20 protein-coding genes and 1 pseudogene are annotated in these 24,732 nt (G+C 75.1%); 12 read left to right on the top strand and 9 right to left on the bottom strand.

Annotation, left to right across the window (positions count from 1 at the left end; translation table 11 throughout):
* Positions 1 to 85 precede the first annotated feature (85 nt).
* Positions 86 to 745 carry a TetR/AcrR family transcriptional regulator gene (locus QC029_RS06955; RefSeq protein ID WP_279554563.1) on the bottom strand — a complete coding sequence of 220 codons (660 nt, stop codon included), beginning with the start codon at positions 743 to 745 and terminating at the stop codon, positions 86 to 88.
* Positions 746 to 990: 245 nt separating this feature from the next.
* Positions 991 to 2,211, bottom strand: coding sequence for a Cmx/CmrA family chloramphenicol efflux MFS transporter (locus QC029_RS06950; RefSeq protein WP_279554562.1), 1,221 nt, complete (start codon positions 2,209 to 2,211; stop codon positions 991 to 993).
* A gap of 604 nt (positions 2,212 to 2,815) precedes the next feature.
* On the opposite strand from QC029_RS06950, the gene QC029_RS06945 reads away from it, so the two are divergent.
* Complete coding sequence (locus QC029_RS06945) at positions 2,816 to 3,619, top strand: VOC family protein (protein WP_279554561.1); 804 nt, start codon at positions 2,816 to 2,818, stop codon at positions 3,617 to 3,619.
* A gap of 168 nt (positions 3,620 to 3,787) precedes the next feature.
* Here the strand turns inward: QC029_RS06945 and QC029_RS06940 are convergent, their stop codons facing one another.
* The gene (locus QC029_RS06940; RefSeq protein WP_279554560.1) at positions 3,788 to 4,651 is read right to left on the bottom strand and encodes a helix-turn-helix transcriptional regulator; all 864 of its coding nucleotides are present in this window, start codon (positions 4,649 to 4,651) and stop codon (positions 3,788 to 3,790) included.
* Positions 4,652 to 4,799: 148 nt separating this feature from the next.
* Between QC029_RS06940 and QC029_RS06935 the strand changes: the two genes are divergently transcribed.
* Entirely contained in the window at positions 4,800 to 5,771 is a 972-nt protein-coding gene (locus tag QC029_RS06935; RefSeq protein ID WP_279554559.1) for an SDR family NAD(P)-dependent oxidoreductase, read from the top strand.
* 118 nt (positions 5,772 to 5,889) lie between these two features.
* On the opposite strand, the gene QC029_RS06930 is transcribed toward QC029_RS06935, so the two are convergent.
* Positions 5,890 to 6,312 carry an SgcJ/EcaC family oxidoreductase gene (locus tag QC029_RS06930; RefSeq protein ID WP_279554558.1) on the bottom strand — a complete coding sequence of 141 codons (423 nt, stop codon included), beginning with the start codon at positions 6,310 to 6,312 and terminating at the stop codon, positions 5,890 to 5,892.
* Positions 6,313 to 6,582: 270 nt separating this feature from the next.
* Between QC029_RS06930 and QC029_RS06925 the strand changes: the two are divergent.
* The 3 genes and pseudogenes from QC029_RS06925 to QC029_RS06915 all read left to right on the top strand — a co-directional run.
* Positions 6,583 to 7,344 (top strand): annotated as a pseudogene (locus tag QC029_RS06925) (methyltransferase domain-containing protein); the annotation flags it as partial.
* A 739-nt stretch (positions 7,345 to 8,083) separates the two neighbouring features.
* Positions 8,084 to 8,695 carry an NADPH-dependent FMN reductase gene (locus tag QC029_RS06920; protein ID WP_279554557.1) on the top strand — a complete coding sequence of 204 codons (612 nt, stop codon included), beginning with the start codon at positions 8,084 to 8,086 and terminating at the stop codon, positions 8,693 to 8,695.
* Positions 8,692 to 8,973, top strand: coding sequence for a hypothetical protein (locus QC029_RS06915; RefSeq protein ID WP_279554556.1), 282 nt, complete (start codon positions 8,692 to 8,694; stop codon positions 8,971 to 8,973). The genes QC029_RS06920 and QC029_RS06915 overlap by 4 nt, the downstream gene beginning before the upstream one ends.
* Before the next feature lie 19 nt (positions 8,974 to 8,992).
* Here QC029_RS06915 and QC029_RS06910 read toward each other — a convergent pair whose 3' ends face one another.
* The 5 genes from QC029_RS06910 to QC029_RS06890 all read right to left on the bottom strand — a co-directional run bounded on the left by QC029_RS06910 (position 8,993) and on the right by QC029_RS06890 (position 15,173).
* Positions 8,993 to 11,185 carry a xanthine dehydrogenase family protein molybdopterin-binding subunit gene (locus QC029_RS06910; protein ID WP_279554554.1) on the bottom strand — a complete coding sequence of 731 codons (2,193 nt, stop codon included), beginning with the start codon at positions 11,183 to 11,185 and terminating at the stop codon, positions 8,993 to 8,995.
* Complete coding sequence (locus QC029_RS06905) at positions 11,182 to 12,186, bottom strand: xanthine dehydrogenase family protein subunit M (RefSeq protein ID WP_279554552.1); 1,005 nt, start codon at positions 12,184 to 12,186, stop codon at positions 11,182 to 11,184. Before QC029_RS06905 ends, QC029_RS06910 begins: the two co-directional genes overlap by 4 nt.
* A gap of 3 nt (positions 12,187 to 12,189) precedes the next feature.
* On the bottom strand, positions 12,190 to 12,699 hold the full coding sequence (locus QC029_RS06900) for a (2Fe-2S)-binding protein (RefSeq protein WP_279554551.1): 510 nt from the start codon (positions 12,697 to 12,699) through the stop codon (positions 12,190 to 12,192).
* An 81-nt stretch (positions 12,700 to 12,780) separates the two neighbouring features.
* A complete protein-coding gene (locus tag QC029_RS06895; protein WP_279554550.1) occupies positions 12,781 to 14,016 on the bottom strand; it encodes a MalY/PatB family protein in 1,236 nt (411 codons plus the stop codon).
* Between the two features lie 41 nt (positions 14,017 to 14,057).
* Positions 14,058 to 15,173: a hypothetical protein gene (locus tag QC029_RS06890; protein WP_279554549.1), complete on the bottom strand. Its 1,116-nt coding sequence runs from the start codon at positions 15,171 to 15,173 to the stop codon at positions 14,058 to 14,060.
* 425 nt (positions 15,174 to 15,598) lie between these two features.
* Between QC029_RS06890 and QC029_RS06885 the strand changes: the two genes are divergently transcribed.
* From QC029_RS06885 to QC029_RS06855, 7 genes are all read left to right on the top strand, one after another.
* The gene (locus QC029_RS06885) at positions 15,599 to 16,864 is read left to right on the top strand and encodes a CynX/NimT family MFS transporter (RefSeq protein ID WP_279554548.1); all 1,266 of its coding nucleotides are present in this window, start codon (positions 15,599 to 15,601) and stop codon (positions 16,862 to 16,864) included.
* A 267-nt stretch (positions 16,865 to 17,131) separates the two neighbouring features.
* The gene (locus tag QC029_RS06880) at positions 17,132 to 18,526 is read left to right on the top strand and encodes an acyl-CoA dehydrogenase family protein (protein ID WP_336621562.1); all 1,395 of its coding nucleotides are present in this window, start codon (positions 17,132 to 17,134) and stop codon (positions 18,524 to 18,526) included.
* Between the two features lie 36 nt (positions 18,527 to 18,562).
* A complete protein-coding gene (locus QC029_RS06875; protein WP_279554545.1) occupies positions 18,563 to 19,924 on the top strand; it encodes a phenylacetate--CoA ligase family protein in 1,362 nt (453 codons plus the stop codon).
* Positions 19,921 to 20,127: a hypothetical protein gene (locus QC029_RS06870; RefSeq protein ID WP_279554544.1), complete on the top strand. Its 207-nt coding sequence runs from the start codon at positions 19,921 to 19,923 to the stop codon at positions 20,125 to 20,127. Before QC029_RS06875 ends, QC029_RS06870 begins: the two co-directional genes overlap by 4 nt.
* Entirely contained in the window at positions 20,114 to 21,028 is a 915-nt protein-coding gene (locus tag QC029_RS06865) for an LLM class flavin-dependent oxidoreductase (RefSeq protein ID WP_279554542.1), read from the top strand. Before QC029_RS06870 ends, QC029_RS06865 begins: the two co-directional genes overlap by 14 nt.
* Positions 21,029 to 23,113, top strand: coding sequence for an FAD-dependent monooxygenase (locus QC029_RS06860; protein WP_279554541.1), 2,085 nt, complete (start codon positions 21,029 to 21,031; stop codon positions 23,111 to 23,113).
* A complete protein-coding gene (locus tag QC029_RS06855; RefSeq protein ID WP_279554540.1) occupies positions 23,110 to 24,732 on the top strand; it encodes an acetolactate synthase in 1,623 nt (540 codons plus the stop codon). The genes QC029_RS06860 and QC029_RS06855 overlap by 4 nt, the downstream gene beginning before the upstream one ends.

The raw sequence follows: 24,732 nt of genomic DNA, 5'->3' as shown, positions 1-24,732 counted from the left end.
CCGGCCCCGCCGTACGGAGGCCTGCCGGTGCGGGGGCCTGCCGGTACGGGGGCACGGGGGACGCGGAGGAGCGGCCCGCGGCCGCTCAGGGCGCGGCGAGGCCCGCCAGCACGGTCGACAGCGCGTGCTCGAGCACCGCGTCGCTCTGCTCGTCCGGGAGCCGGGACAGGGGACCCTCCATCAGCAGCACGGACAGACCGTGCACCGTCGACCAGGCGGTCACCTCGGCGGCGGGCCGCCTGTGCGCCGGCATCCGGCCGTGGGCGACCAACTCGTCGAGTGCGGCGGTGAGGAGCCCGAGGGCGCGGTAGCGCGGCTCTCCGTCGGCCCGCGGGACCTCCGTCCAGTCCCGGGGCTCCCCCTCCGCGCCGGGGATCCGGCAGAAGGCCGAGCGGAACAGCCCGGGGCGCCGCAGGGCGAAGCGCACGTAGCCGCGCCCCAGCGCGGTGAACCGCCGTTCGGCCGCCACCCCCGGGTCCCAGGTCGCCGGGACCCGGGCCGCCGCGTCCTCCATGGACTCGGCGAGCGCCTCCTGGCCGCGGACCTTGACTGCGTACATCAGCCCGCCCTGCCCGTCGAAGTGCCGGTAGGCGGCGGTCGGCGACACGCCGACCCGGCGGGCGACCTCGCGCAGGACCACGCGTTCGGGACCGCCGTCGCTCGCCAGCTCGACGGCGGCGGCGACGAGCGCGTTGCGGAGGTCGCCGTGGTGATAGGCCGATCTGCTCCCTGAGGCCGAACCCATGTCACCCGCCCCGTTCCATGCCGACAGCACCGACATCGATCAACAGCGCCTTCCCGGGCCCATGTTAATGGTGTAAACATGGGGTTGGCCACGCGTCGGCGCCGAGGGCCGCAACCGGAATGCCGCCTCCGCCCCCGTCGGCCGCAGCGGGCGGGTGCCGTCGCCCCCGGAGAGGTCCCCGCACCCGCCGGCCGCGATCGGTCCCCGGGCCGCCCCGGCGCCCGTACCGGCCCTGACCGCCCGGATCACCGGCTCCGGTCGGCCGGTACGGCGGGGGCGGGCCCGGGCCGGCCGCGGTCGCGGCCGGCCGCGACCACGGTGCGGAAGGGGAGTGCGACGAGCAGGGCGACCGCGACCAGGAGCCCGCTGGTCCACAGCGGGCCGAGGTCCCCGGCCGCGGTGGTGAGAGCGGCCGCGGCGACGAGGGGTCCGACGACGGCGCCGGCGTTGAGCGCGGCGGTCGCGTACGAGCCGGCCATGGTGGGGGCTCCTGCGGCCTCGTAGAGAACCCGTGTGATCAGCGTGCCGCCCAGCGCGAACGACAGCGCGCCCTGCACGAACACCAGGGTGAGCAGGGCGGCCGGCTCGTCGGCCAGCAGCGCCAGGGCGGGCCAGCCGATCAGCAGCAGCGGGCCGCCGACCGCGATGACCAGGCCGGGACGCCGGTCGGACAGCCGGCCGGCGACGGTGACCCCGGCGAGGGAACCGGCGCCGAAGAGCACCAGGGCGACGGAGACCCACCACTCGCCCAGCCCGGCGGGGCCGGTCACCACGGGGGCGAGGAAGGTGAAGCTCCCGAACGTCGCCGCGTTCACCAGCGCGCCGAGCAGCATCACCAGCACCAGCGGCCCCCTGGTGAGCTGGGCGAGCTCCGCCCGCAGGGCCGGCCTGCCGCCCTCCTGCGCCGCCTCCTCCGTCACACGTCCCGCCGGGACCCCCTTCAGGACGCCGAGGGCCGCGGGCAGGCAGAGAACGGCGACGGCCCAGAACGCGGCCCGCCAGCCGAGCAGCGTGCCGAGCACCGACCCGCCGGGGACACCGGCGATCGTGGCCAGCGTGGTGCCGGACAGCAGCACGGCCAGCGCACGCCCCTTCCTGCCGGGCGGGACCAGCGCGGCGGCAGCCGTCAGGGCGACGGCCAGGAACCCCGCGTTCGCGAGCGCGGCCACCACCCGGGTGGCGAGCAGGACCGGAAAGCTGGAGGTGACGGCGCCCACGACGTGGGCCGCCGCGAAGGCGAGGACGAACCCGAGAAGGCCGGAACGCCGGGGCCAGGTGCGGGCCAGCGCGGCCACCAGGGGGGCGCCGACGACCATGCCGACCGCGAAGGCCGAGGTGAGCGTGCCCGCCGCCCCGACCGTGACGTCGAGGTCCGAGGCGATGTCCGGCAGGAGGCCGGCGAGCATGAACTCCGAGGTGCCCATGGCGAAGACCGCCAGGGCGAGCAGGTACAGCGGAAGAGGCATCGAGTGGCTCCGGGGTGAGGAGAAGTACGAGAGAGGTCATCTCGTCACCGCGGCCGGCCCCCGGAGGGCACACGCGTCCCACCGCGCAACGCGGCGGGACGGCGGGGCTACGAGCTCAGTGGTTCAGGGGGCTGACGGCGTGACCGAAAGCCCCCACCCTGTCCGACTCAGGACTCGACATGGCCCGCACGCTACCCGACCGACGCCCGCCGGGGCACCCCGGTTTCACGGCCGCGGATCCGTGTCACCGACGCCGTGTCCCGCACCGGCCGGCGAGACCACCCCGCCGCGCGTCCACGCCGCACGTCCACGCAGCGCGCGAGCGGATCCGCCGCGGGCACTCCTCCCGGCGCGGGCCCGACGGGCCGTGCGCCACCCCTTGGCCGCGGGGACGGCGCGAGCGGCTCCGGGACCGCCGCCGTCCGCCGTCCGCCGTCCGCCGTCCGGCGTCCGGCGTCCGGCGTCCGGTGAGCGCCGGAAGTCGGAGCGGAGACGGCCCGGGTGCCGGGGAGCGCGTCCCCGGCACCCGAACGACCGGGCCGACGGGCGGGCGTGAGCACCGGGTGCCACGCTGAGGCCACAGGACCTGCGAAAGGGAATCGCCGTGATCACCACTGACTTCGTCCCCGGCTCCCCCTGCTGGCTCGACCTCGGTGCCCCCGACGTCCGGGCCACCGCGGCCTTCTACGGCGCGGTGCTCGGCTGGGACTACGAGCCCATGGGGGAGGGGGAGGGGGAGGACATGGAAGGCGGGATGTTCCGGAAGGACGGCAGGACCGTCGCCGGACTCGGCAAGCTCACCGAGGAGGGCGCGCGCTCGGCCTGGATGATCTACTACCGCGTCACCGACGCGGACGCCACGACCCAGGCCGTCGAGCGCGCGGGCGGCACCGTGCGCGTGGCGCCGACGGGCCTCGGGGACTGGGGCCGGATGGCGCAGTACAGCGACCCGCTGGGTGGCCAGTTCGCCGTCTGGCAGCCGGGGAAGGACATGGGCCTCGAACTGGTGGACCGGCCGGGCTCGCTGTCCTGGACCGAGCTGTACACGAGCGACGCCGCGGCGGCGAAGGAGTTCTACGGGGGTGTCCTCGGCTGGCAGTTCAGCGACATGGAGCTGCCGGGCGGCGCGGGCACGTACTCCCTCGTCACGCCCGCCGGGCTGTCCGAGGAGCGCACGCAGGGCGGCATCATGGAACTGCGCACCGAGGACCTCGCCCTGGCGGACGGGCGGCCCTACTGGCACCCGGTCTTCGACGTCGTCGACTGCGACGCCGTGATCGCCGAGGTCACCGAGAACGGCGGCAGCGTGCAGATGGGCCCGGAGGACGCGGAGGGCGTCGGCCGGATGGCCGTCTGCCTCGACCCCTCCAACGCGGACTTCGTGGTGCTCACCCCGGCCTCGAGCTGAGCCGCGCCCCCACGGCCCGCCGGACCCCTGGCGCCACGGCCCCCGGGGACGCCGAACAGGTCCGCGGCCGACGCAACGGTGCTCCCGGACGCACGAGCGGGTCGCGGGCGTGACGGAGCTGCCGCGGGTTCCGGACCGGTCTCCTGCCGGCGGCGGGCCGGGGCGGCGTCAGGGGAGCGCGTCGGCGGTGCGGCCACCGGTGGCCCGCAGGAGGTCGAGCTTCCCCGCACCGCTGCTTCCGGCCGCCGCCGTGTAGGTGACCATGCGCAGGTCCGCGCCCGGAACGACGAGGACGTCGCAGTCGAGCAGGACGTCGCCGACCTCCGGATGCCGGATCGTCTTCCGGTCGGTGGTGTGCGGGGTCGCGGTCGCGGTGGCCCAGTGGCGGGCGAAGACGGCGGACGCGTCCCGCAGGTCGCGCACGAGCCGGTCGAGCCGGGCGTCCGAGGGATAGCGGGACACGGCGTCCTTGAGGTCGGCGACGACCGACGCCGCGAAGGCGTCCTCGCCGCGCTCGGAGCGGACGGGGAACATCGCGGCGTGAGCGGCGCCGTCGCCGAAGACGGCGCGCGCGAGGTTCCGCTCGGCGGCCGGGAGCGTGGCGGGGTCGCCGTGCAGGGCACGCCATGCGGCGTTCCACCACACCAGGGTCCAGTCGGCGGCGAACACCCCGATCGGAACGTCGTCGAGGCGCGCGGCGAGCCGCTGGACGCCCGGGGGCACGTGTGTGTTGACCGTTCCGTCCCGCGGCGGCAGGAGCCCGGCACTCCGGTACAACCGGTCACGCTCGGTCCGGGAGAGCTGAAGGGCACGGGCGAGGGCGCCGACCACCTGGGCCGAGGGGTTCCTCGCGCGTCCCTGCTCCAGACGCAGGACGTAGTCGACGGAGAGCCCGGCCGACTGCGCGAGCTCCTCGCGGCGCAGCCCCGGGGCCCTGCGGCCGGCCGTCACGGTGAAGCCGGCGTCGGCCGGGGAGAGGCGGTCGCGCCAGGCCCGCAGGAGCGCGGCGAACGGAGGGCGGGAGGAGGCCATGGGCCCATTCTCGCCGTGCGGCGCCGGACGAGCCCGGGTACTGCCGGTCCTGGGCACGGGGACGGCACTGGTCTGCGCCGGCGGGAGCGGCGAACGTGGGGACGCGTCCACGCCGGGCGCCATCGGCCGACGGGTGGAGGAGCCTCCCATGCAGCACACCATCGTGATGACCGGCGCGAGCCGCGGCATCGGCCGCATCGCCGCAGAGCACATCCTGCGGCGGTCACCGGACACGCACCTCCTCGTCGTCGCCCGCGGGTCCTCGGGCGCGCGGCTCGCCGCGGAACTCGCCGCGGGCGGGCCCACGGTCTCGTACGTCCCGGCGGACCTCGGTTCGCTGGAGAGCGTGCGCTCGGCCGCCACCGGGATACGCGACCGGCTCGACAGCGGTGAGCTGCCGCCGCTGCGCGGTTTCGTGGGCAACGCGGGCGCGCAGTACACGGACGCGCTGACCGAGGGGCCCGACGGTTTCGAATCCACCTTCACGGTCAACGTGCTCGCCAACCACCTGTTCGTGCGCATGCTCCAGGACCGCTTCGCCGCTCCCGCCCGGATCGTGATCACCACCAGCGACACCCACTTCGGTGACTTCAGGCACAACCTGGGCATGGTGCCCGGCCCGGTCTGGAAGTCCCCGGACCTCCTCGCCCGTACCGGCGCCTTCCCCCGGCCCGGGAGCGCGGCGGCCGGGCGTACCGCGTACTCGACCAGCAAACTGGCCGTGATCCACCTGGTGCACGAGTACGCGCGCCGGCTGCCGGCCGGGATCGACGCCGTCGCCTACAACCCGGGCTTCGTCCCCGGCACCGGTCTCGCCCGCAACGCGGGACCCGCCTCCCGGTTCGCGATGCGGTACATCCTGCCGGTGACGGCCCTCACGCCGTTCGCCACCGGCCGCAACGCCGCCGGTCGCTTCCTCGCCGACGTCGTCCTCGGCGCGACCCGGGCGCCGACCGGCTCCTACGTGGACCGCGGCCGCGCGGACCGCTCGTCGGAGGAGTCCTACGACGAGCGGCGTGAGGGCGAGCTCTGGGAGGCCGTCGAGCGGTTCACCGCGGAGCACGCCGCCAGGACGGACGGCGCGTTCCCGGACGGCGCGACGGGCGGTTCACCCCGGTAGGCCGGGGCGGACCGGTCCCGGCCTACCGGCTCCCGGGGCGCACGCGTTCCGCACGGTCCACCCCCGGCGACCGCGCCGCCCGGCGGCTGCGCGGTCGTCCGGCCGGGCCCCGTGCCCGCTACCCGGCGGGCGCGGCGTCCCCGCCGGAGAGGTCCGGGAACGAGTGGTGCTCGTGCGCGACGATCCAGCGGCCCCGCTCCCTGCGCAGCCCGAGGGTGAGCCGCAGGCGGTTCTCCGGCCGCCCGGCCGGCTCCTCCGGGGTTCCGCAGCGCAGCAGGGCGTGGGCGAAGGCGACGTCGCCGCCGACGGTGACGTCGAGGGACTCGGGCTCGAAGACGGCGCCCTGCGCCTGCCAGGCGAAGAAGGGCGGCCACGTCTCGCGGTAGGCGTCGATGCCGCGAACGCCCTCGTACGGCGGCGGCACGTCGAACATCACGATGTCCTCCGCGTGATCGGCCAGGACACCGCCCATGTCGCCCCGGTGCACCGCCGCGGCCCACTGCTCGATCAGGGCCCGGATCCGCTTCTCGTCCTCGGACACGGCTCAGCTCCTCAGCATCCCGGCGGCACCGCCGCGCGGTGCGCTTCCCGACACGCGTCTGGATGGGCAGACCGCCGCCGGCGCCGGAACTCATCGCGGGCGGCCAGACCGTCACGGGAGGCGGCCCCGTCCGCCGCGGGGTCGCCTGGTTTCCCGTGGGGGTCCGGGTGTGGCCGGTTCACGCGCGGCACCGGGCGTGGAGCGCTTGACCCTCACGTGGCGTCATGCCGCATCGTCGGCGGGGTGGAGGAACACCTGACCGTGGGACGCGTGGCCGGGCTGGCCGGCGTGACCGTCCGCACGCTGCACCACTACGACGGGATCGGCCTCGTACGGCCGTCCGCGCGGACGGCGGCCGGGTACCGGGCCTACTCGGCGGGCGACGTGGAGCGGCTGCGGGAGGTGCCGGCCTACCGGCGGCTGGGCTTCGGGCTGCGCGAGATCGCGGACCTGGTCGACGACCCGGCCACCGACGCGGTCGCGCGCCTGCGCCGGCTGCGCGGCCTGCTGCTGGAACAGCGCGACCGCGCCGCCGCCATGGTGACGGCCATCGACGGGGAACTGCAGGCACGGGCCATGGGGATCAGGACGACACCGGAGGAGCAGCTGAGAGTGTTCGGCGCGCAGCTGTACGACGCCATCGGTTCCGCCTACCCGGCGACGCGGCGCACCGAGCCGCGGATCGCCGCGCAGGTCTGGGAAGCGCTCGGGGACGCGCGGACGGTGTTGAACGTCGGGGCCGGCACCGGCTCCTACGAACCCCCCGACCGCGACGTCACGGCGGTGGAGCCGTCGGCGGTCATGCGGGCGCTGCGTCCCGCCGGCGCGGCGCCGTGCGTGGCCGCCGCCGCGGAGAACCTCCCCTTCCGGGACCGGTCCTTCGACGCCGCGATGGCCTTCAGCACCCTCCACCACTGGCGGGACCCGATCGCCGGGCTGCGCGAGATGCGGCGCGTGGCCCGCCGCGTGGTGGTGTTCACGCACGACGCCGGTGACGCCGGATGGCGTCACCGGTTCTGGCTCACCCGCGACAGCCCCACCACCGCCGGGTCGTCGGCGATCCTGGACGGTACGGACTTCAGTCGCCGCCCGGCCGCGTTGCGGCACACCACCCTCCCGTCGTCGAGGGCGACTTCGTAGCCGTCGGCCGACACCCACCCCATGTGCGCCTCCCGCATCCGCAGTGATCAAGTGACGGGAACCGTAGGGCAGGCCGCCGACAAGGGGATCCGCGCGGACGCCGGGCCGGCGGGAGCCCGGGGAGCGGGCGGCGTCCGGTCCTCCGCGGAAACGACCGCCGGGCCGTCCACGACGCGGTGGCTGGCGCCGTTCGCGGTGGACCGCTCCTCGCGTCCGGCGCGCGGAGCCCGCCGGTGGCCGGCTTCCCGGGCTCGGTCGCACCGTCAGGGGCCGCTCGGGCACCGGACGGAGGCCGCCGGCCCGGCGGGCACGGTTCGACGAGCACGGCCCGGTCTGATCCCGGATACGCGGCCGGAGTTCCCGAGCCGAACACGGCTCAAACGCGTGGAATCGAGTCCCGATCACTGATATTTCGGCCATTCGGAACACGAGTTCCTGGAGGGCTCCAAAAGCAATATGAAAGGTAACTATGCTGTCCCCTGCCCCGGTCGCGATGCCCCCGGCGCCCCGTCGAGAAGCCCGGCGGCCGAGGGGCCGACCCCATGGGCACAGCAGACAGCACCTCACTCACCGTCTCATCACCGCAGCGTCCCAGCTGGTTTGTCCCGGACGACGAATTGAGTGAACCCATATGCGACAGATCACGAGAGTGTTGGGCGTCGGTGGATCGCTCCGCGCGGACTCGACGGCCGAGAAGGCACTCCGGGTGGCCCTGGCCGAAGCGGAGCGGCTCGGGGCGGAGGTCGACATGCTCGCCGGCACGCAACTGGCGATGCCGCTCTACGACCCGAGAGCCGAATACCGCGGTCCGGAGGCGCAGCGGCTGATCAAGGCGGTCGCCGCGGCGGACGGCGTGGTGCTCGCCACCCCCGCCTACCACGGGAGCATCTCCGGGCTGATGAAGAACGCCATCGACCACATGGAGGAGCTGCGCGACAACGAACGCCCCTACCTCAGCGGACGCGCGGTCGGCTGCGTCGCCGTCTCGGACGGCGCACAGGGCGCGGTCGCCGCGCTCGGTGCACTGCGGGACGTGGCGCACGCACTGCGCGGCTGGCCCACCCCCCTCGGCATCGCCCTGGACGACGTGGCGTCCCGCTTCGGCCCCGACGGGGAGTGCACCGACGTCCGGGCGCGGCGGCAGCTCACGGCGATGGCCGGGCAGGTGGTCGAGTTCGCCGTGCACCGGAAGACCGCCCTGGGGGAGCGCTCCCGCGCGGTCGGCGGAATCTCGCTGTCGTGAGCGCGGTGACCGGGGAAGCGATGAGGACCTCCGACGGCAGGGACGGCTGGCGCCGCCACGAGGAGCGGCTGGCCGAGATCAATGTCCGCATCGTGGCGCTGATACGTCAGTTCACGGAGCAGGAGTGTCTCCTGGCGGACGCGAGAAAGGCCGCGGGGCTGTCGCGCACCGACCTGTCCCGGGAGAACGAGATGGTGCGGTACTACGCCGAGGAGCTGGACGGCCACGGGGCTGACCTGGCCCTGCTCCTGCTGGTCATGCGGCGGGGCCGGTCCTGAGGGCCGGCCCCGCCGGGTGTCACAGCAGGTCCTCGCGCCGGATCGGCAGACGCCGGTGGCGCCGTCCGGTGGCGTGGTGGATCGCGTTGGCGATGGCGGGGGCCACGCCAACGAGGGCCACCTCGCCGAGGCCCTTGGCGCCCGCCGGAACCAGCCGGGGATCGGGTTCGCCGATGAAGTCGACGTCGATCCGCCCGACGTCGGCGTTCACCGGAACCAGGTACTCGGCCAGGTCGGCGTTGACGAAGCCGCCGAAACGGGGATCGGGCTCGCCGCCCTCCCGCAGCGCGGCGCCGATGCCCCACACGACGCCGCCGCGCACCTGGCTCGCGGCGGTGGCGGGACTGACCACCCGGCCGCAGTCCACGACGCTCACCACCCGCGGCACGCAGACCCGTCCGGTGGCGGCCTCCACCCGGACCTCGGCGAAGTGGGCGGCGAAGCTGAACGCCGAGAAACCGGGGTACACCGGTCCGGCCGGAGCGGACCTCCCGGCGAGCATCCTCTCGACCGCCTCCGCCGACTGGCCCGGGGCCCGGGTGGTGGCCTCGACCGTGATCGCCGGGAGACGGGCGGCGGCGAGCGCCGCCGCCAGGTCCGCCCGCCCGCGGCCGGGCAGGCCCAGCCGCGCGCGCAGCTTTCGCAGGACGGCGTGGACCGCCGCCAGAGCGGTCGCGGTGCCCCACGAACCGGCGGTCAGGTGCTGCGCGACCCCGCGGGTGTCCCCGAGGACGACCCGCACGTCACCGGGGGCGACACCGAGGTCCTCGGCCACGGTGCGGGCGACGGCGGTCCGCAGGCCCTGCCCCATCTCGTGGCCGGTGACGTCGAGGGCCACCCGACCCCGGGCGTCCACCCGCAGCCGTGCGGCGGCGGGCGCGGCGGAGGCCCGGTAGGCTCCGGCGGCCACGCCCCAGCCGACGAGGGTTCCGTCGGCGTCGCGCATCGACCCGGGCCGGGGCGTGCGGGCCGCCCAGCCGAACCGCGCCGCGCCGCGCCGCAGGCACTCGGCCAGGTGGCGGGAGGAGAACGGCAGGCCGGTGACGGGGTCGGTGGCGGTGTCGTTCGCCAGGCGCAGCGCCACGGGGTCCCTCCCGGTGGCGTACGCCAGCTCGTCCATCGCCGACTCCAGGACGAACGCGGCGACGTGTTCGAAGGGAGCGCGCATGAAGCCGGGCGTCTGCACGTCGGTGCGCTCCAGCCACTGGGCGCCGCGGAAGGCCGTCACTCCGTACAGGCGTGAGGTGACCGTGGTGAAGTCCGACGGGAACAGGTCGTGCCGGGAGGTCTGCTGCCAGGACTCGTGGATGACGGCCGCCAACTTTCCGGAGCGGTCGGCGCCCAGCCGTACGCGGTGCCGGCTGGCCGGGCGGAAGCTGGTTCCGTGGAAGGTCTGCCGCCTGGACATGACGAACCCGACCGGCCGACCGAGCCGGCGCGCGGCCACGGCCATCGGGGCCAGGTGGGACTGCAGCCAGGCCTTCTGGCCGAAGCCGCCCCCCACGTCGGGTGAGACGACCTCGATCCGGGAGTGGTCGATGCCCAGCTGCCTGGCGAGGCCGTGCCTGACGGCGCCGCTGTTCTGGGTGCTCTCGTACACCGTCAGCGTGTCGCCCCGCCACCGGACGACGGTGGCCGGCGGCTCCAGGGGCACCTGATGCTGGGGCGCGAGGTCGAACGCCGCGTCGATCCGGACCGGACAGGAGGCGAGGACCGCGTCGGCGTCGCCCAGTGAGACGTCGGAGAACCTGGGGTCGCTCAGCGCCTGCGCCTGCGACACCGTCTCGGTGCCCTCGGCGCCGAGCGTGACGGCCACCGGTTCGGCCTCGTAGGAGGCCTCCACGAGGTCCGCGGCCTCGGCGGCGGCGACCGGCGTGTCCGCCACCACCAGGGCGACCGGCTGGCCCCGGTAGGCGACGCGGTCGTCCAGGAGCGGTTGCAGGCTCTGGAAGCCGTAGCCCGAGTCGGCGGTCGGGAAGCCGGGGGGACGCACCTCGTGCTCGTCCAGACGGGTCAGCACCAGGCGCACACCGGGGACGGCGCAGGCGGCGGCGGTGTCCACGCCCGTGACGCGTCCCCTGCCGATCGTGGCCACCGCCAGCGCGGCGTGCAGGAGGCCGGGCGGTCGGTGGTCGGCGGTGTAGCGCGCCCGCCCGGTCACCTTGTCGTAGGCGCCCGCGCGCTGTGCGGAGGGCGGTACGGGGGCGCTCACGAGGCGGCCCGGAGTCCGGCGACGCGCAGGGCCGCCACGACGGTGCGGACGCCCAGCTCGGTCTTGAAGGCGTTGCGGAGGCCGGGGCGGGCGCCGGCGAGCGCCGCCTCCCCCGCGCGCCGGGCGCCGTCCTCGGTGAGCGGCCGGCCGAGGAGCGTCCGCTCGGCCTCCCGGGCGCGCCAGGGCCGGGTCGCGAGCCCGCCCAGGGCGATGCGGCAGTCCACGACCCTGCGCCGGTCGTCGAGACCGACCGCCACGGCCGCGGAGGCGAGCGCGAACGCGTAGGACTCCCGGTCCCTGACCTTGTGGTAGGTGGAGGCGCGCCCCGTCGCGGTGGCCGGCACGCGGATGCGGACCACGAGTTCGCCGGGCTCGAGGTCGTGCTCGTGCTCGGGTGTGTCCCCGGGCTCCCTGTGCAGCTCGGACAGCGCCATGGTGCGGGGCCCGCGGGGCCCCAGCAGGTCGAGGCGGGCGTCGAGGGCGGTCAGCGCCACGGCCCAGTCGCCCGGGTAGGCCGCCGAGCAGGACTCGCTCGTGCCCAGGACGGCCTGGTCCCGGTCCGGTCCGCCGCGCGCGGCGCACCCGCTGCCCGGCCGCCGTCTGTTGCACGGGAACGGCGGGCCGGCCCGGAAGTACCCGCACCGGGTGCGCTGCAGCAGGTTGCCGCCCACGGTCGCCATGTTCCGCAGTTGCGGGGAGGCCGCCTTGGTCAGGGACTCCGCCAGGACCGGGTAGTCGCGCAGCAGGACCGGATCCCCGGCGACGTCGGCCATCCGGGCGCCGGCGCCGAACACCAACTCCCCGGGGCCCGTGGTGTCGAACCCCGCCAGTTCGGCGAGGCCGCGGATGTCGACCAGGGCCGTCGGCGTCTCGACGCCCAGCTTCATCAGGTCGTACAGGCTGGTGCCTCCGGCCAGTGCCCTCGTGCCGGGCCCGCCGGCGGCCAGGGCCTCGACGGCGTCGGCAAGGGTGGCCGGCACGGTGTAGGAGAAGGGGCGCATCCGTCAGCCCCCCGCCGGGCCGCGGATCTCGCGGGCCGCCTGCCGGACCGCCGCCACGATGTTCGGGTACGCGCCGCACCGGCACAGGTTGCCGCTGAGGTGCTCGCGGATCTCGTCGTCGCTGCCCGCGTGGCCCTCGGCTATACAGGCGACCGCCGACATGATCTGGCCCGGCGTGCAGTACCCGCACTGCAGCGCGTCGTGGTCGACGAACGCCCGCTGCACCGGGTGCGGCGTGCCGTCCGCGGCCGCCAGTCCCTCGATCGTCGTCACCGCCCCGCCCTGGACCTGCACCGCGGGCGTCAGGCACGCCAGGACCCGTCGGCCGTCCAGATGGACGGTGCACGCGCCGCACTGGCCGTGGTCGCAGCCCTTCTTCGTGCCCGTCAGCGCCAGCCGTTCCCGCAGGAGGTCGAGCAGCGACTCGCGCGGGTCGATCACCAGGCGCGCCTGCGCGCCGTTCACGGTGAGGGCGACCTCCACCGACGACGCGGAGCGGTTCTTCACGGACATGGCATGTCCACCACCTCGGGGTCCGTACGGACAGGGACAGGGACGGGGGAACCGGGGGACCGGGCCGGCGGGCCGCCGCGGTCACGGCGCACGGTGGCGTGCCCGCGCACGCACGGATCCGGTCAGCGCCGACGCGATGCGCTCGAGGATCCGCCGCGACGTCGCGAAGTTGAGCCGTATGAACCCCCGTCCGGCGGCGCCGAAGAACGCGCCGTCGCTCACCGCGACCCCCGCGTCCCGCAGCAGGAAGCCGGCCGGGTCGTCGAGGCGGAGGGCGCGGCAGTCCAGCCACGCCAGATAGGTCCCCTCGGGCATCCGGTACCCCAGTTCCGGGAGTTCGGAGCGCAGGACGTCGGCCAGGAAGCGGCGGTTGGCGTCCAGGTAGCGCACCGCGTCGCGGAGCCAGGGGCCGCCGCGGGTGTAGGCGGCGATGTGGGCGGCGATGCCCAGGGTGCTCGCCCCGTGCCGGGAGTGGAAGGGCAGGGAGCGCCACCGCGCGACGTCCCCGTCGCCGGTGAGGACGGCCTGGGCGCACTTGAGGCCGGGGATGTTCCAGCCCTTGGCGGCGGAGACCAGGGTGACGGTGTGCGCGGCCGCCTCGGGCGAGACGGAGGCGTAGGGGACGTGCTCGTGGCCCGGATAGGTCAGCGGCGCGTGCACCTCGTCGGCGACGACCCGCGCCCCGCGGGCGGCGACGCAGCGGCTGAGGGCCGACAGTTCGGCCCGGGTGAACACCCTGCCCACCGGGTTGTGGGGGTTGCACAGCAGGACGGTTCCGGCGCCGCCGGCCAGGGCGGCGTCGATGGAGTCGATGTCCAGGGACGGCCCCGCCCCATCGGGGACCAGCGGGATCTCCACGGCCCGCCGCCCCTGCGCGGCCACGATCTCGAAGAACGGCGGATAGGCGGGGGTCGGCACGACGACGGCGCTGCCGGGGGCGCTGTAGGCGCCGATGCCCAGCCCCACGCCGGTCACGACGTCGGGGACCAGGAAGATCCGTTCGGCCGGCACCGACCAGCCGAACGAGCGGTCCAGCCAGCCGGAGCACGCGGCCGGCAGTCCGGTGCGGATGTCGCGGAGCGGGTACCCGGTCTCGCCGCGCTCGACCGCCCGGTGCAGCGCGTCCCGGACCTCCGGCGCCACGGGGAAGTCCATCTCGGCGATCCAGGCGCCCAGTACGCCGGGGCCGTGCCGCCCCCACTTCAGCGTGCGCCGTTCCAGCAGGCTCTCGATGCGGACGTCGTCGAACCCGGGCAGCGCCCGGTGCCCGTCCCGCGGCGGCCGGGGCGCCGCGCCGGCCGGTACGTTCTCCTGCACGCGGTCCTCCGGAGGATCGGTGGCGGATCGGTGACGGCGGGTCAGTGGCAGAAGAGCCGCAGCCCGGTGCGGACCAGGGCGATGCCGTGCTCCTCGCAGGCGGCCTCGACCTCCCCGCTCCGCCTCGACCCGCCGCCCTCGACGATGCACCCCACCCCGTGCCGGGCCGCGACGTCGACGTTGTCCCGGAAGGGCAGGTAGGCGTCCGAGACGAGGGTGCAGGACGGGCTCCCCCACGACGGGTCGGGCTCCCGTGCCGCGGCGAGCCGGTCCTCGACCAGCCGCAGCACGCCGTTCACCCGGTCCTGCAGCGGTGTGCCGTCCGGGAAGCGGACGGCGGCGACACGGGGGTGCCGCCGGAGCCGCCAGCGGTCGGCCTTCTCCCCGGCGAGCCGCACGCAGTCCACGCGCGACTGCTGTCCCGCGCCGATCCCGATCGTCCGTCCGTCCTGGACGCAGGCCACCGAGTTGGACTGGGTGTACCGCACCACGATCAGCCCGAGGACGGCGTCCCGCAGGTGCCGGTCGGTCGGTTCCCCGAACCTCTCGCCGAGCGACCGGGCGTCGATCGCGACCGGATCGGCGTCCTGGACGATCCGTACGCCGAAGACGTCCCGCACCTGCCGCCCGGCGGGCTCGTACGCCGGGTCCACGCGCAGGACGAGGTACGCGCCCCGCTTCTTGCGGGCCAGGACCTCCACCACGCCCGGTTCGTACCCCGGCGCGACGACGCCGTCGGAGACCACCCGGGCCAGCAGGCGCGCCGTCGCCATGTCGACGGGGCGCGACAACGCGGCCATGTCGCCGTAGGAGGAGCGCGGATCGCAGTCCCGGGCGCGTGCGTAGGCCGTCGCCGGCTCCGACAGGCCGTCGTCCAGCGCGAACGTCGCCCGTGTCACCGCGTCCACCTCGCCGGCGACGGCGGCGCCGGCGGGGGAGACGTGCTTCATCGACGCCGCGGCCGCGAGTCCGAGGGCCCTGTCGGCCTCCCTGACCAGTTGCCAGCCCTGCAGGGCGTCGAGCAGGTTCACCACCGAGGGGGTGCCGTTCAGCACGGACAACGGCAGGGGCCCGCCGTCGGGCATGGTCGCGGTGGCGTGCTCCTGCTGGGGGTTCAGGCCGTACTTGAGCCGCACGCTTCTCTGGTCACCGGGCATCGACGCCCCTCCAAGGAATGGCACTGTCGACCGGTCGGCGGGCGGCCGCTGCGGTACGGCCGGAAAACCGGGTGCCGGGTTCTTCGCGTTCCCCGCGGTTTCCCGCGTTCCCCGTCGTGCTCCGCCGAGCGTCCTTCCGGACGGCTGTCGCGGGACAAAGATAACCGGCGGCCCGTGGAGGCCGTCAACCCCCGCAGCGCGGCCGCATTGCGGCGGGAAAGGGCTGTATGGAACAGGCCGAATCCGGTGTTCCCGAAAGAGTGTTCCGTAAAAGCGCGCGAGCTCGTTCCGTGAGCATCGCACGGCTTTTCCCGCGCGCCGCCCGCCTCTCCGGCGACGGCCCGTGGTTGTTTCAGGCCACCGGGAGGAGAAATCCGCCGCGGAGGTCCTTGCCCGGTGGCCGTTCCGGGGATAGAGTCCCGGATTTGTGTGCCTGGAAAAGATCGCGTGACCTGCAGGGGGAATCCCCCGCGTACGACGGGCTGACGGCCGCCCGTCTCCCGTCCTCGCCGCGGGGTTACTGGGGGCGCTTCGTCCTGCTGTACCTCTGCGGGGTCCTGGCGGCCACCGGCCTGGGCAAGCTGGCGCCCGTCTCGGTCGACGTGCGCGCCGCGCTCGGCCTGTCGCTCGACCAGATGTCGTTGCTCATCTCCTCCATCACCGCCGTGGCCGCGCTGTTCGGCGTGCCGGTGAGCCGCCTCATCGGGCGGATGGTGCTCCGGTGGGCCCTGCTGGGAGGCTGCGCGGTCATGGCGGCCGCGGGTCTGCTGCAGTCGCGGGCGGACGGCTTCGGGCCGATGCTGGGGATGCGGCTGGTGGAGAGCGTCGGGTACGTCGCCGTCGTCGTGGCCGCCCCGGCGGTCATCATCGCGATGGACGCCGGCCCCCGGCGCGTCGTCGCGCTCGCCGCGTGGGGCACCTACTTCCCGGTCGGGCTGGCGGTGGGGTCGTTCGCCGGCGGCCTGCTGTCGTCGTGGCTGGGCTGGCGGGTCTGGCTGGCGGCCGAATCCGGCGCCCTGCTGGCCATCGGAGCCGCGGCCGCGCTGGCGCTCGGCCGGCCGGGCCCCGGCGACGGAACGCCGGCCCAGGGGGACGGGGAGGGGCCCGCGTCCCGCGGCGCCGGCGCGCGCCGTCTGCTCGGACCGCTGCTGCTCGCCGCCGGCTTCGCCACCGCCAGCGGAACGATCGTCGCGGTGGTCTCCCTGTTCCCGGCCTACCTGCACGAGGAGCTGGGCGTGCCCACGGCGACGGCCGGGACCATGACCGGGCTGGTGTCGCTGGCCGGCATCGCGGGCGGCTTCCTCAGCGGCTGGCTGCTGCGCAGGGGGGTGCCGGTGCGCCACCTGTTCACCGCGTCCCTGCTCATGCCGCTCGGCGCGGCGCTGGCGTTCCTGCAGTCGGGCGGGGTCGCCCTGAGCGCGTTCGGCGCGCTGCTCGTCGCGCTGGCCAACGAACTCGTCGTCGCCGCCGCCTTCGCGACGATCCCCGCGGTGGTCTCCGCGTCCCGTGACGTCAGTCTCGCCAACGGCCTCCTGGCGCAGATCGGCAGCGCTGGCTCGCTGGTCGGCCCGCCGCTGGTCGGTTCCGCGGTGCTGCTCGCGGGGGGCTGGTGGGCCGTGGGCCCGACGGTCCTGGCCGTCTGCGCCGTCGGTACGGTGCTGCTGCGCGCCTCGGTGCGGCGGGCCGGCTGACCGGCCGTGTTCCCGCCGGCGGCGGACCGCTCCCGCCGTGCCGCGCGGCCGGGACGGGCCCCCGGCGGCCGGGGAACGGGACGACTCCCGCGGACGTCGGCGCCCGGTGATTGTTCCCGCACGCCACCGATCGATATTGGCCAGACGGAGTTCCGACATTGATTTCGGGCTCCCCCTGGGTAGACTGAGTGTGCCCGGCAAACATGCCAAAGTCTTTTCATGTTTCGATCATGAGTCGGGCGAGCGCCTTCCGAGCGAATATCTCCCATGCCCTTCCAGTGCGCGACGGCTTTTCTCGTGTGCCCGTCGAGTGGCGGCGTCCAGGTCGCTCGCGGAAGTGATACCGAATGCTCTGAGGTGATCGGCGAAATGGTGCGAGAACAGGATTCCGGCCAGTTATCCGAACTGCGCCGAGAAGTGCGCGCATGGCTCCGGGAAAAATGGAGCGAAGATCTCACGGTCGGCACTTGGTGGCGATTGCTGGCGGAGGCGGGTTATGCGTTTCCGACCTGGCCCGCCGGAATGGGCGGCCGGGACCTGGGGCGCGGCGAGGCCAGGGCGATCACCGAGGAGATCGCACGGGCCGGCGCGATCGGGCCGCCCGGAGGCGTGGGGCAGATGGTGGGCGGCCCCGTGCTCATCGAGTACGGGACCCCGGAGCAGCGGCGCCGCTGGGTGCCGTCCCTGGCCGCCGGCGCCGAGTCCTGGTGCCAGCTCTTCAGCGAGCCGGGAGCGGGATCGGACCTGGCGAGCCTGCAACTGCGCGCGGAACGCGACGGGGACCGCTGGGTGCTGAACGGCCAGAAGCTCTGGTCGCGGGAGGCCGAGGGCGCCGACCGCGGCCTGGCCCTGGCCAGGACCGATCCCTCCGTCCCCAAGCGCAGGGGCATCAGCTGCTTCGTCGTCGACCTCGACCAGCCCGGCGTCGAGACCCGGCCGATCCGCCAGATGAACGGCCGGGCCACGTTCAACGAGGTCTTCCTCACCGACGTGGTGGTGCCTTCGGACCAGATGATCGGCGAGGCCGGGCAGGGCTGGCGGCTGGCCCAGAGCAGCCTCGTGTACGAGCGCCAGGAGGTGGGCGGCGGCGGAGTGCTGCGGCCGGCGCGCGTCGCGCTGCCGGGGCGGCGCAACGGAATGCTCGACCGTCGCGTCGGGGAGCTGATCGAGGAGGACCGCGCCGCGCGCCGGGACTCCACGGCCCGCCGCGGCGTCCGCACTCCCGCGGCCCTGATCGGGCTGGCCCGGGAGGTCGGCCGCTCCCGGGACCCGCTGGTCCGTCAGCGCATCGCGGCCGTGTACGGGGACGCGGAGACCAACCGGCTGCGCAACCTGTCGGCCCGGTCCGCGCGCGGACGGGGAGACCGGCCGGGAGCGGAGGCGTCCCTGGGCAAGCTCGCCGGCTCCGCGGTGGGGCGCCAGGCGCGCGACATCGGCCTGTCCCTACTGGGCGCGGAGGGCATGCTGGCCGGGCCGGACACGACCGGCGGCGGGGCGTTCCAGCAGATGGCCCTGTCGGTCCCGTCGCTGTCCATCGCCGGGGGAACGGACGAGATCCAGCGCAACCTGATCGGCGAGCGCGTGCTCGGCCTGCCGCGGGAGCCCGAGGCCGACCGCGACGTGCCGTTCCACCAACTGCGCGTGGGGACCCAGCGCAAGTAGCCGAAAGACCGCAGCAGTCGATCCTACGGAGCGGGCATGGACGGGAACAGCCACTGGAACCCTCGCCACGAGACCATGCCGAGGCGGCAACTCGAAGCACTGCAGTTGGCGAAACTCCGCAACGCCGTGGGCTGGGCGCTGGAATCCCCCGGCCTGCAGGGCGCGCTCCTGCGCGAGGCCGGCGTCGTACCGGAGGACCTAACGTCCCTGGCGGACGTCCGGCGCATCCCGTTCCTCACCCGCGACGCCTGGATGGAGGCGCAGCTCGCCGCCCCGCCCTTCGGCGACATCCTCGCCGCGCCCCCGGACGTGGCCGTGCGCCACCACCTCACCTCCGGCACGACCGGACGGCAGCCCATCCGTGTGCTCGACGGTCTCAAGGACTGGGAGTGGATCGCGGAGATGTGGTGCTACGCCTTCTGGGGCTTCGGCGTGCGGCCCTCGGACCGGGTCTTCCTCGCCTTCGGCTACGGCAGCTTCATCGGCTTCTGGGGCGCCCACTACGCCTGCGAGAAGATCGGCTGCCTGGTGCTGCCGGGCGGCAACATGACGACCGAGACACGGCTGCGCCACCTGCTCGACACCGGGGCGACGGTGCTGTGCTCGACCCCCACGTACGCCCTCCGCCTGGCGCAGGAGGCGCGGCGGCTCGGGATCGACCTGGCAGCCGGCCCGGTCCGGCGCGTCGTCCTCTCCGGCGAGCCCGCCGGCTCGATACCCGCCACCAAGCGCCTGATCGAGGCCGAGTGGGGCGCCCGGACGGCGGACACCGCCGGGATGACCGAGCTCGGCACCATCATGACGTTCGAGTGCGAGGCCCAGCCCGGCGGGACCCACATCATCGAGGACAACTTCCTGGAGGAGGTCGTCGACCCCTCCTCCGGCGAGCCCGTCCCCTACGGGCGGATGGGCGAGCGCGTCGTGACGTCCTTCGGCCGCGGGATCATCCCCTTGCTGCGCTACCGGACTCGGGATCTGGTGGTGCGGACGCCCGGCGGGCACTGCCCCTGTGGCCGCACCTGGGACCTGTACGACGGCGGGATACAGGGACGGGTCGACGACATGCTGCTCGTCCGCGGGACCAACGTCTACCCCCGCGCGCTGGAGGCGGTCGTGCGGGAGTACCCGGAGGTCGACGAGTTCCAGATCCACCTCTACACGGAGGAGGGCATCCGGGAGGAGATCGAGGTCCTGGTGGAGACCCCCGGCCGGCCGGGCACCGGCGGCCGGCTGGCCGGGGAGCTCGCGAAGTCTCTGGCCGAGGCCGCCGGTGGACTGCGCATCGGCGTCCGCGAGGCCCCACCGGGCTCGCTGCCGCGCTTCGAGCTGAAGGCCAGACGGGTGCGGGACGAGCGGATCGTCATCGGAAGCGGGGAGACCAGGGAGGCGGCGGAGTGAGGAACTGTCTGGGGCAGGAGATCAGCGGGCCCGAGGAGGAGCTGGTCGACCTCTACCGGTCCGTGTGCCGCCTCGTGGAGGAGCGACTGGAGGAGATGCCGCCCTACCAGGCGCGGAACACGCTCAAGGCGCTGTCGTGCCTGTGGCAGATCGTCAACGGCCTCGACATGGAACCCCGGCATCTCTACCATGTCGGCCTCTGAGGCGCCCCCCGCCGGGGTGGAGGGGTGCCGGATCGGCGTGGGACTGCCCTCCGCCGTCCCCGGCGCGGACGGCGGTCTGCTCGTCGAGTGGGCCCGGCGGGCCGAGGAGCTGGGCTTCTGCAGCCTCGCCGTCCTGGACCGGGTCGCCTACCCCAGCTACGACCCCGTCAGTGCCCTGTCCGCCGCGGCGGCGGTGACCAGCCGGATCCTGCTGGCCACCACGATCGTCATCCCGCCGCTGCGGCAGACGGCGCTGCTGCTGAAGCAGCTGGGCTCGCTGTCGGCCCTCGCCCCGGGGCGCGTCGTGATGGGCGTCGGCACCGGAGCGCGCGGCGACGACTACGAGCGGGCCGGCACCCCCTGGCGGGGCCGGGGCCGGCGGCTCGACCGCTTCCTGGACGCGGCCGTGCGGCACTTCGAGGCCCGGGGAGCGGGCGAGGCGCCGCTCGCGGTGCCGTGCCCGACGATCCTGGTCGGCGGGGGAGGGGCGCCCGCGTTCTCGCGCATGGCGCGCTGGGGGGACGGGTGGATGTTCGGCGGGGGCTCACCGGCCGCCTTCGCGTCCGGCCGGGCGTCCGCGACCCGGGCGTGGAGCGCTCTGGACCGCCCCGGACGCCCCCGGCTGTGGGCCATGGGCTACTTCGCCCTGGGCAGTGCCGGACGGGGACGGGCCTATCTGGAGGACTACTACGCCTTCCTCGGACCGCACGCCGCCCGGGTCCTGTCGGGGAACCTCGGGACGGGCGCCCAGGAGATCCTGCGCACCGCCAAGGCGTACGCCGACCTCGGCTGCGAGCACCTGGTGCTGTTCCCCGCGGTGGCGGACATCGGCGAACTGGACCGCCTGGCCCGGGTGGTGCCGCGTCTGACCCGGCCGCTCTCGGACCCGGTGGGGGGCTGAATGCACGTACACGTCGTCGGCGGCGGACCGGCCGGACTGGTCTTCGCCCAGGTGTTCAAGGAAGCCGCCCCCCACGCGGAGGTGGTGGTCTCCGACCGCAGCGGCGGCCGCTGCCCGCGCGGACTCGGCGTGCTGCTGTCGCAGAGCACCCGGCGGCGGTTGCGCGAAGTGGCGCCCGAGGCGTACCGGGAGTTGGAGGCCGACCTCGTCCGGTGGGACGTGCTCGAGGTGCGCCGCGGGGGCGAGCGGATCGCCATGCACGGGCACGACTACGCCGCCGTGTCCCGCCCGCGCCTGCTTGCGGCACTCGGCGACAGGTGCGAGTCGCTCGGCGTGGTCCTCAAGACCGAGGACGTCGAGCGCCCGCTGGAGGAAGCGGACCTGGTGGTCGCGGCCGAGGGCGTCAACAGCACGGTCCGCGCGCGCCTCGCCGATCCGCTGGGCGCCGAGGCGCACACCCACACCCCCCGCTTCCACTGGTTCGGGACCCCCCGGCTGTTCCACTGCCTCACCTTCGTCGTGGTGGACGGTCCGGCCGGGCTGTTCCAGGCCCACGCCTACCCGATCGACCACGCCACCAGCGCCTTCATCGTGCAGTGCGGCGAGGAGAGCTGGTACGAGGCGGGCTTCGACACGGCGACGCCCGAGGAGGCCGCGGACAGGTGCGCGGAGATCTTCCGCGAGGCGCTGGACGGCGAGCCGCTGCTGACCGCGGACCGGGGGTGGCGCCGCTTCGCCACCGTCAGGTGCCGGAGGCTGAGCGCCGGCCGGGTGGCGGTCGTCGGGGACGCGGCGCACACCGTGCACTGGTCCATCGGCTCCGGCACCAAGGTGGCGGTGGACGACGGCGCCGGCCTGGCCCGGGCGGTGTCGGAGTCCCGCTCCCTGGAGGAGGGACTGGCCCGGTACGAGCTGGCGCGCCACGGTCCCGTCGAACGGCTGCAGCGGGCCGCGGCGCGCAGCGCGGACTACTTCGACAACCTCGACCGCTTCCGCGCGCAGCCGCCGCCCCTCTTCGCGTTCAACCTGTTCACCCGCAGCGGAAGGCTGAACCACAAGGACGTCTGGGCCAGGGACCCGCGGTACGCCGCCCGGTACGAGCGCTGGTTCGCCGGACGCGGCGGCGGGAACCGGCTGCTGGTCCCCCCGCCGGCGCACGCACCGATCACCGTGCGGGGCGTGGAACTGGCCAACCGGGCCGTCGCCCGTGTGCCCGTGCGCCGGCCCGGCGGCGATCCGGCCGCCCGCGTGAGGAGCGCCGCCGCCGGCCGGCCGGGCCTGCTCCTGCTGGACCGGCTGGCGGTCAGCGGGAACGGCGCCCTGCGCGGCGCGCCCGTCCTGGACGGGGAGGGCGCGCAGGCGCTGGGCCGGCTGGTCCGGGCGGCCCGCGAGGGCGGCGCGTCCGCGGTCGGCGTGGTGCTGGACCACGCGGGACCCTCCGCCGGGCGGGGCTGGTCGGCGGGCGGGCGCCCCGACCGCGCGCCGGGCCCGCACGCCGTGGCCGCATCGGCGCTTCCGGCCGACGCCTCCGGCAGGGCGCCGCGCGCCCTGCCGGAGGAGGAGACCGGGCGGGTGGTCACCGCCTTCGTCTCCGCCGCCGGAGCCGCCCTGGAGGCCGGCGCCGACGCGCTGTTCGTGAACATGGCGCACGGCAACCTGCTGGCGACGTTCGTCTCGCCGCTGCTGAACCACCGCACCGACCGGTACGGGGGATCCGCGCGCCGGCGCGCCGGGTTCCCGGCCGCCGTGGCCGCCGCCGTACGCCGGGCCCATCCGTCGGTGCCGCTGGGCGCCGTGGTCTCGGCCGCCGACGGCGTCCGAGGCGGGACCACGCTCGCCGACGCGGCAGTGCTGGTGGAGAGGCTGTGCCAGGAAGGGGTCGACATGATCGTGGTGGAGGCCGGGCAGGGCACCGACGACGCGCTCGTGTGGTCGGACCACGGCGCGCTGCTCGGCTGCGCGGACGGGCTGCGGGCCGCGGGCGCCCCCGTCCTGGTGCTCGGTGGGCTGACGCTGGACGCCGACGAGCTGAACACCGCCGTGGGCGCCGGACGCGCCGACCTGTGCGTCGTGGAGCGGCTGTGAACCCGCCGCGCGTCGAGGGCGAGGGCGGGGCGCTGGCGGTCGCGGCGCTGCGGGCGGCCGGGGTGGACACGCTGTTCACCCTGTCGGGCGGCCACATCTTCTCGGTGCTGCACGCGGCGGCCGCGAGCGGCGTCCGCGTCGTCGACGTCCGCCACGAGCAGACGGCCGTCTTCGCCGCGGAGGGCCTCGCCAGGCTCACCCGCCGGCCGGGGACGGCGGTCCTCACCGCGGGGCCCGGCGTCACGAACGGCGTCAGCGGTCTGGCGACGGCCCAGGCCAACGGCTCCCCGGTCGTGGTGCTGGCGGGACGGGCGTCGCAGCGGCGGTGGGGGTCGGGCTCCCTGCAGGAGTTCGACCACGTGCCCCTGGTGAGCCCGGTGACGAAGGAGGCCCGGACGGTCACCGACGCGAGCGCGGTGGCCGACGAGGTCCGGGCGGTGACGGCTGCGGCCGCCAGCCCGCACCGCGGACCGGTCTTCCTGGACGTCCCGATCGACGTGATGCACAGCCGGGCGACCGCGCGGCCCGCGCCCCCGCGCCCCGACGACCCGGCCGAGCCCGACCCCGACGAGGTCGCCAGGGCCGCCGCGATTGTGGCCGCCGCGCGGCGCCCGGTGCTCGTGGCGGGCAGCGACGTCTGGTGGGGCGGCGCCTGGGAGGCGCTGCGCCGCTGCGTCGAGACGCTGCGCGTGCCGACGTTCATGAACGGCCAGGGGCGCGGCTGCCTGCCCGCCGGCCACGAACTCGCCTTCAGCAGGACCCGGGATGCGCTGAAGGAGGCGGACGCGGTCGTGGTCGTCGGCGCGCCGCTGGACTTCCGGCTGTCGTTCGGGTGTTTTCCGGACGCCCGGATCGTGCACGCCGTGGACCACCCCGACCTGCGGGCGACGCACGTGCCGACGGCCGCCTCCCCGTCCGGTGACCTGGCGGCGGTCCTCGACGGCATGGCGGCGTGGCCGGGTGCGCGGCGCGACCACGAGGAGTGGATCGGCCGGCTGCGCGAACGGGAACGGGCCCGGCGCCACGCGGAACGGCTGGAGCTGGAGTCGGACAGTGATCCGATCCACCCGGCCCGGGTCATCGGCGAACTGCGGGCCCAGCTCGACGACGACGCCGTCGTCATCGGGGACGGCGGCGACTTCGTGTCCTTCGCCGGCCGGCTGCTGGACTCGCACCGCCCCGGCCGGTGGCTCGACCCCGGGCCCTTCGGATGCCTCGGCAGCGGGGTGGGCTACGCCGTCGCGGCCGGGCTGTGCCATCCGGGCAGCCAGGTGGTGCTGCTCCTGGGCGACGGGGCCTTCGGTTTTTCGGCGGGCGACGTCGACACGCTGGTCCGCCACGGACTGCCGGTGGTGATGGTGGTCGGGAACAACGGGATCTGGGGACTGGAGAAGCACCCGATGCGAAAACTCTACGGAACGGACGTCGCGGCGGACCTCCGGCCCGGCTGCCGGTACGACCGGCTCGTCGAGGCGCTGGGCGGAGCGGGCGAGGTGGTCGGCAGAGCGCGCGACATCGCCCCCGCGCTGCGCCGCGGCTTCGCCGCGGGCCGACCGTACCTCGTCAACGTGCTCACCGATCCCGGTGTGGCCTACCGCCGCTCGGCGAAACTGGGGTGA

Source organism: Streptomyces sp. DH37 (genome assembly GCF_029813835.1).
Taxonomy (GTDB): Bacteria; Actinomycetota; Actinomycetes; order Streptomycetales; family Streptomycetaceae; genus Streptomyces.
This window is presented reverse-complemented; position numbering and strand designations above follow the sequence as displayed.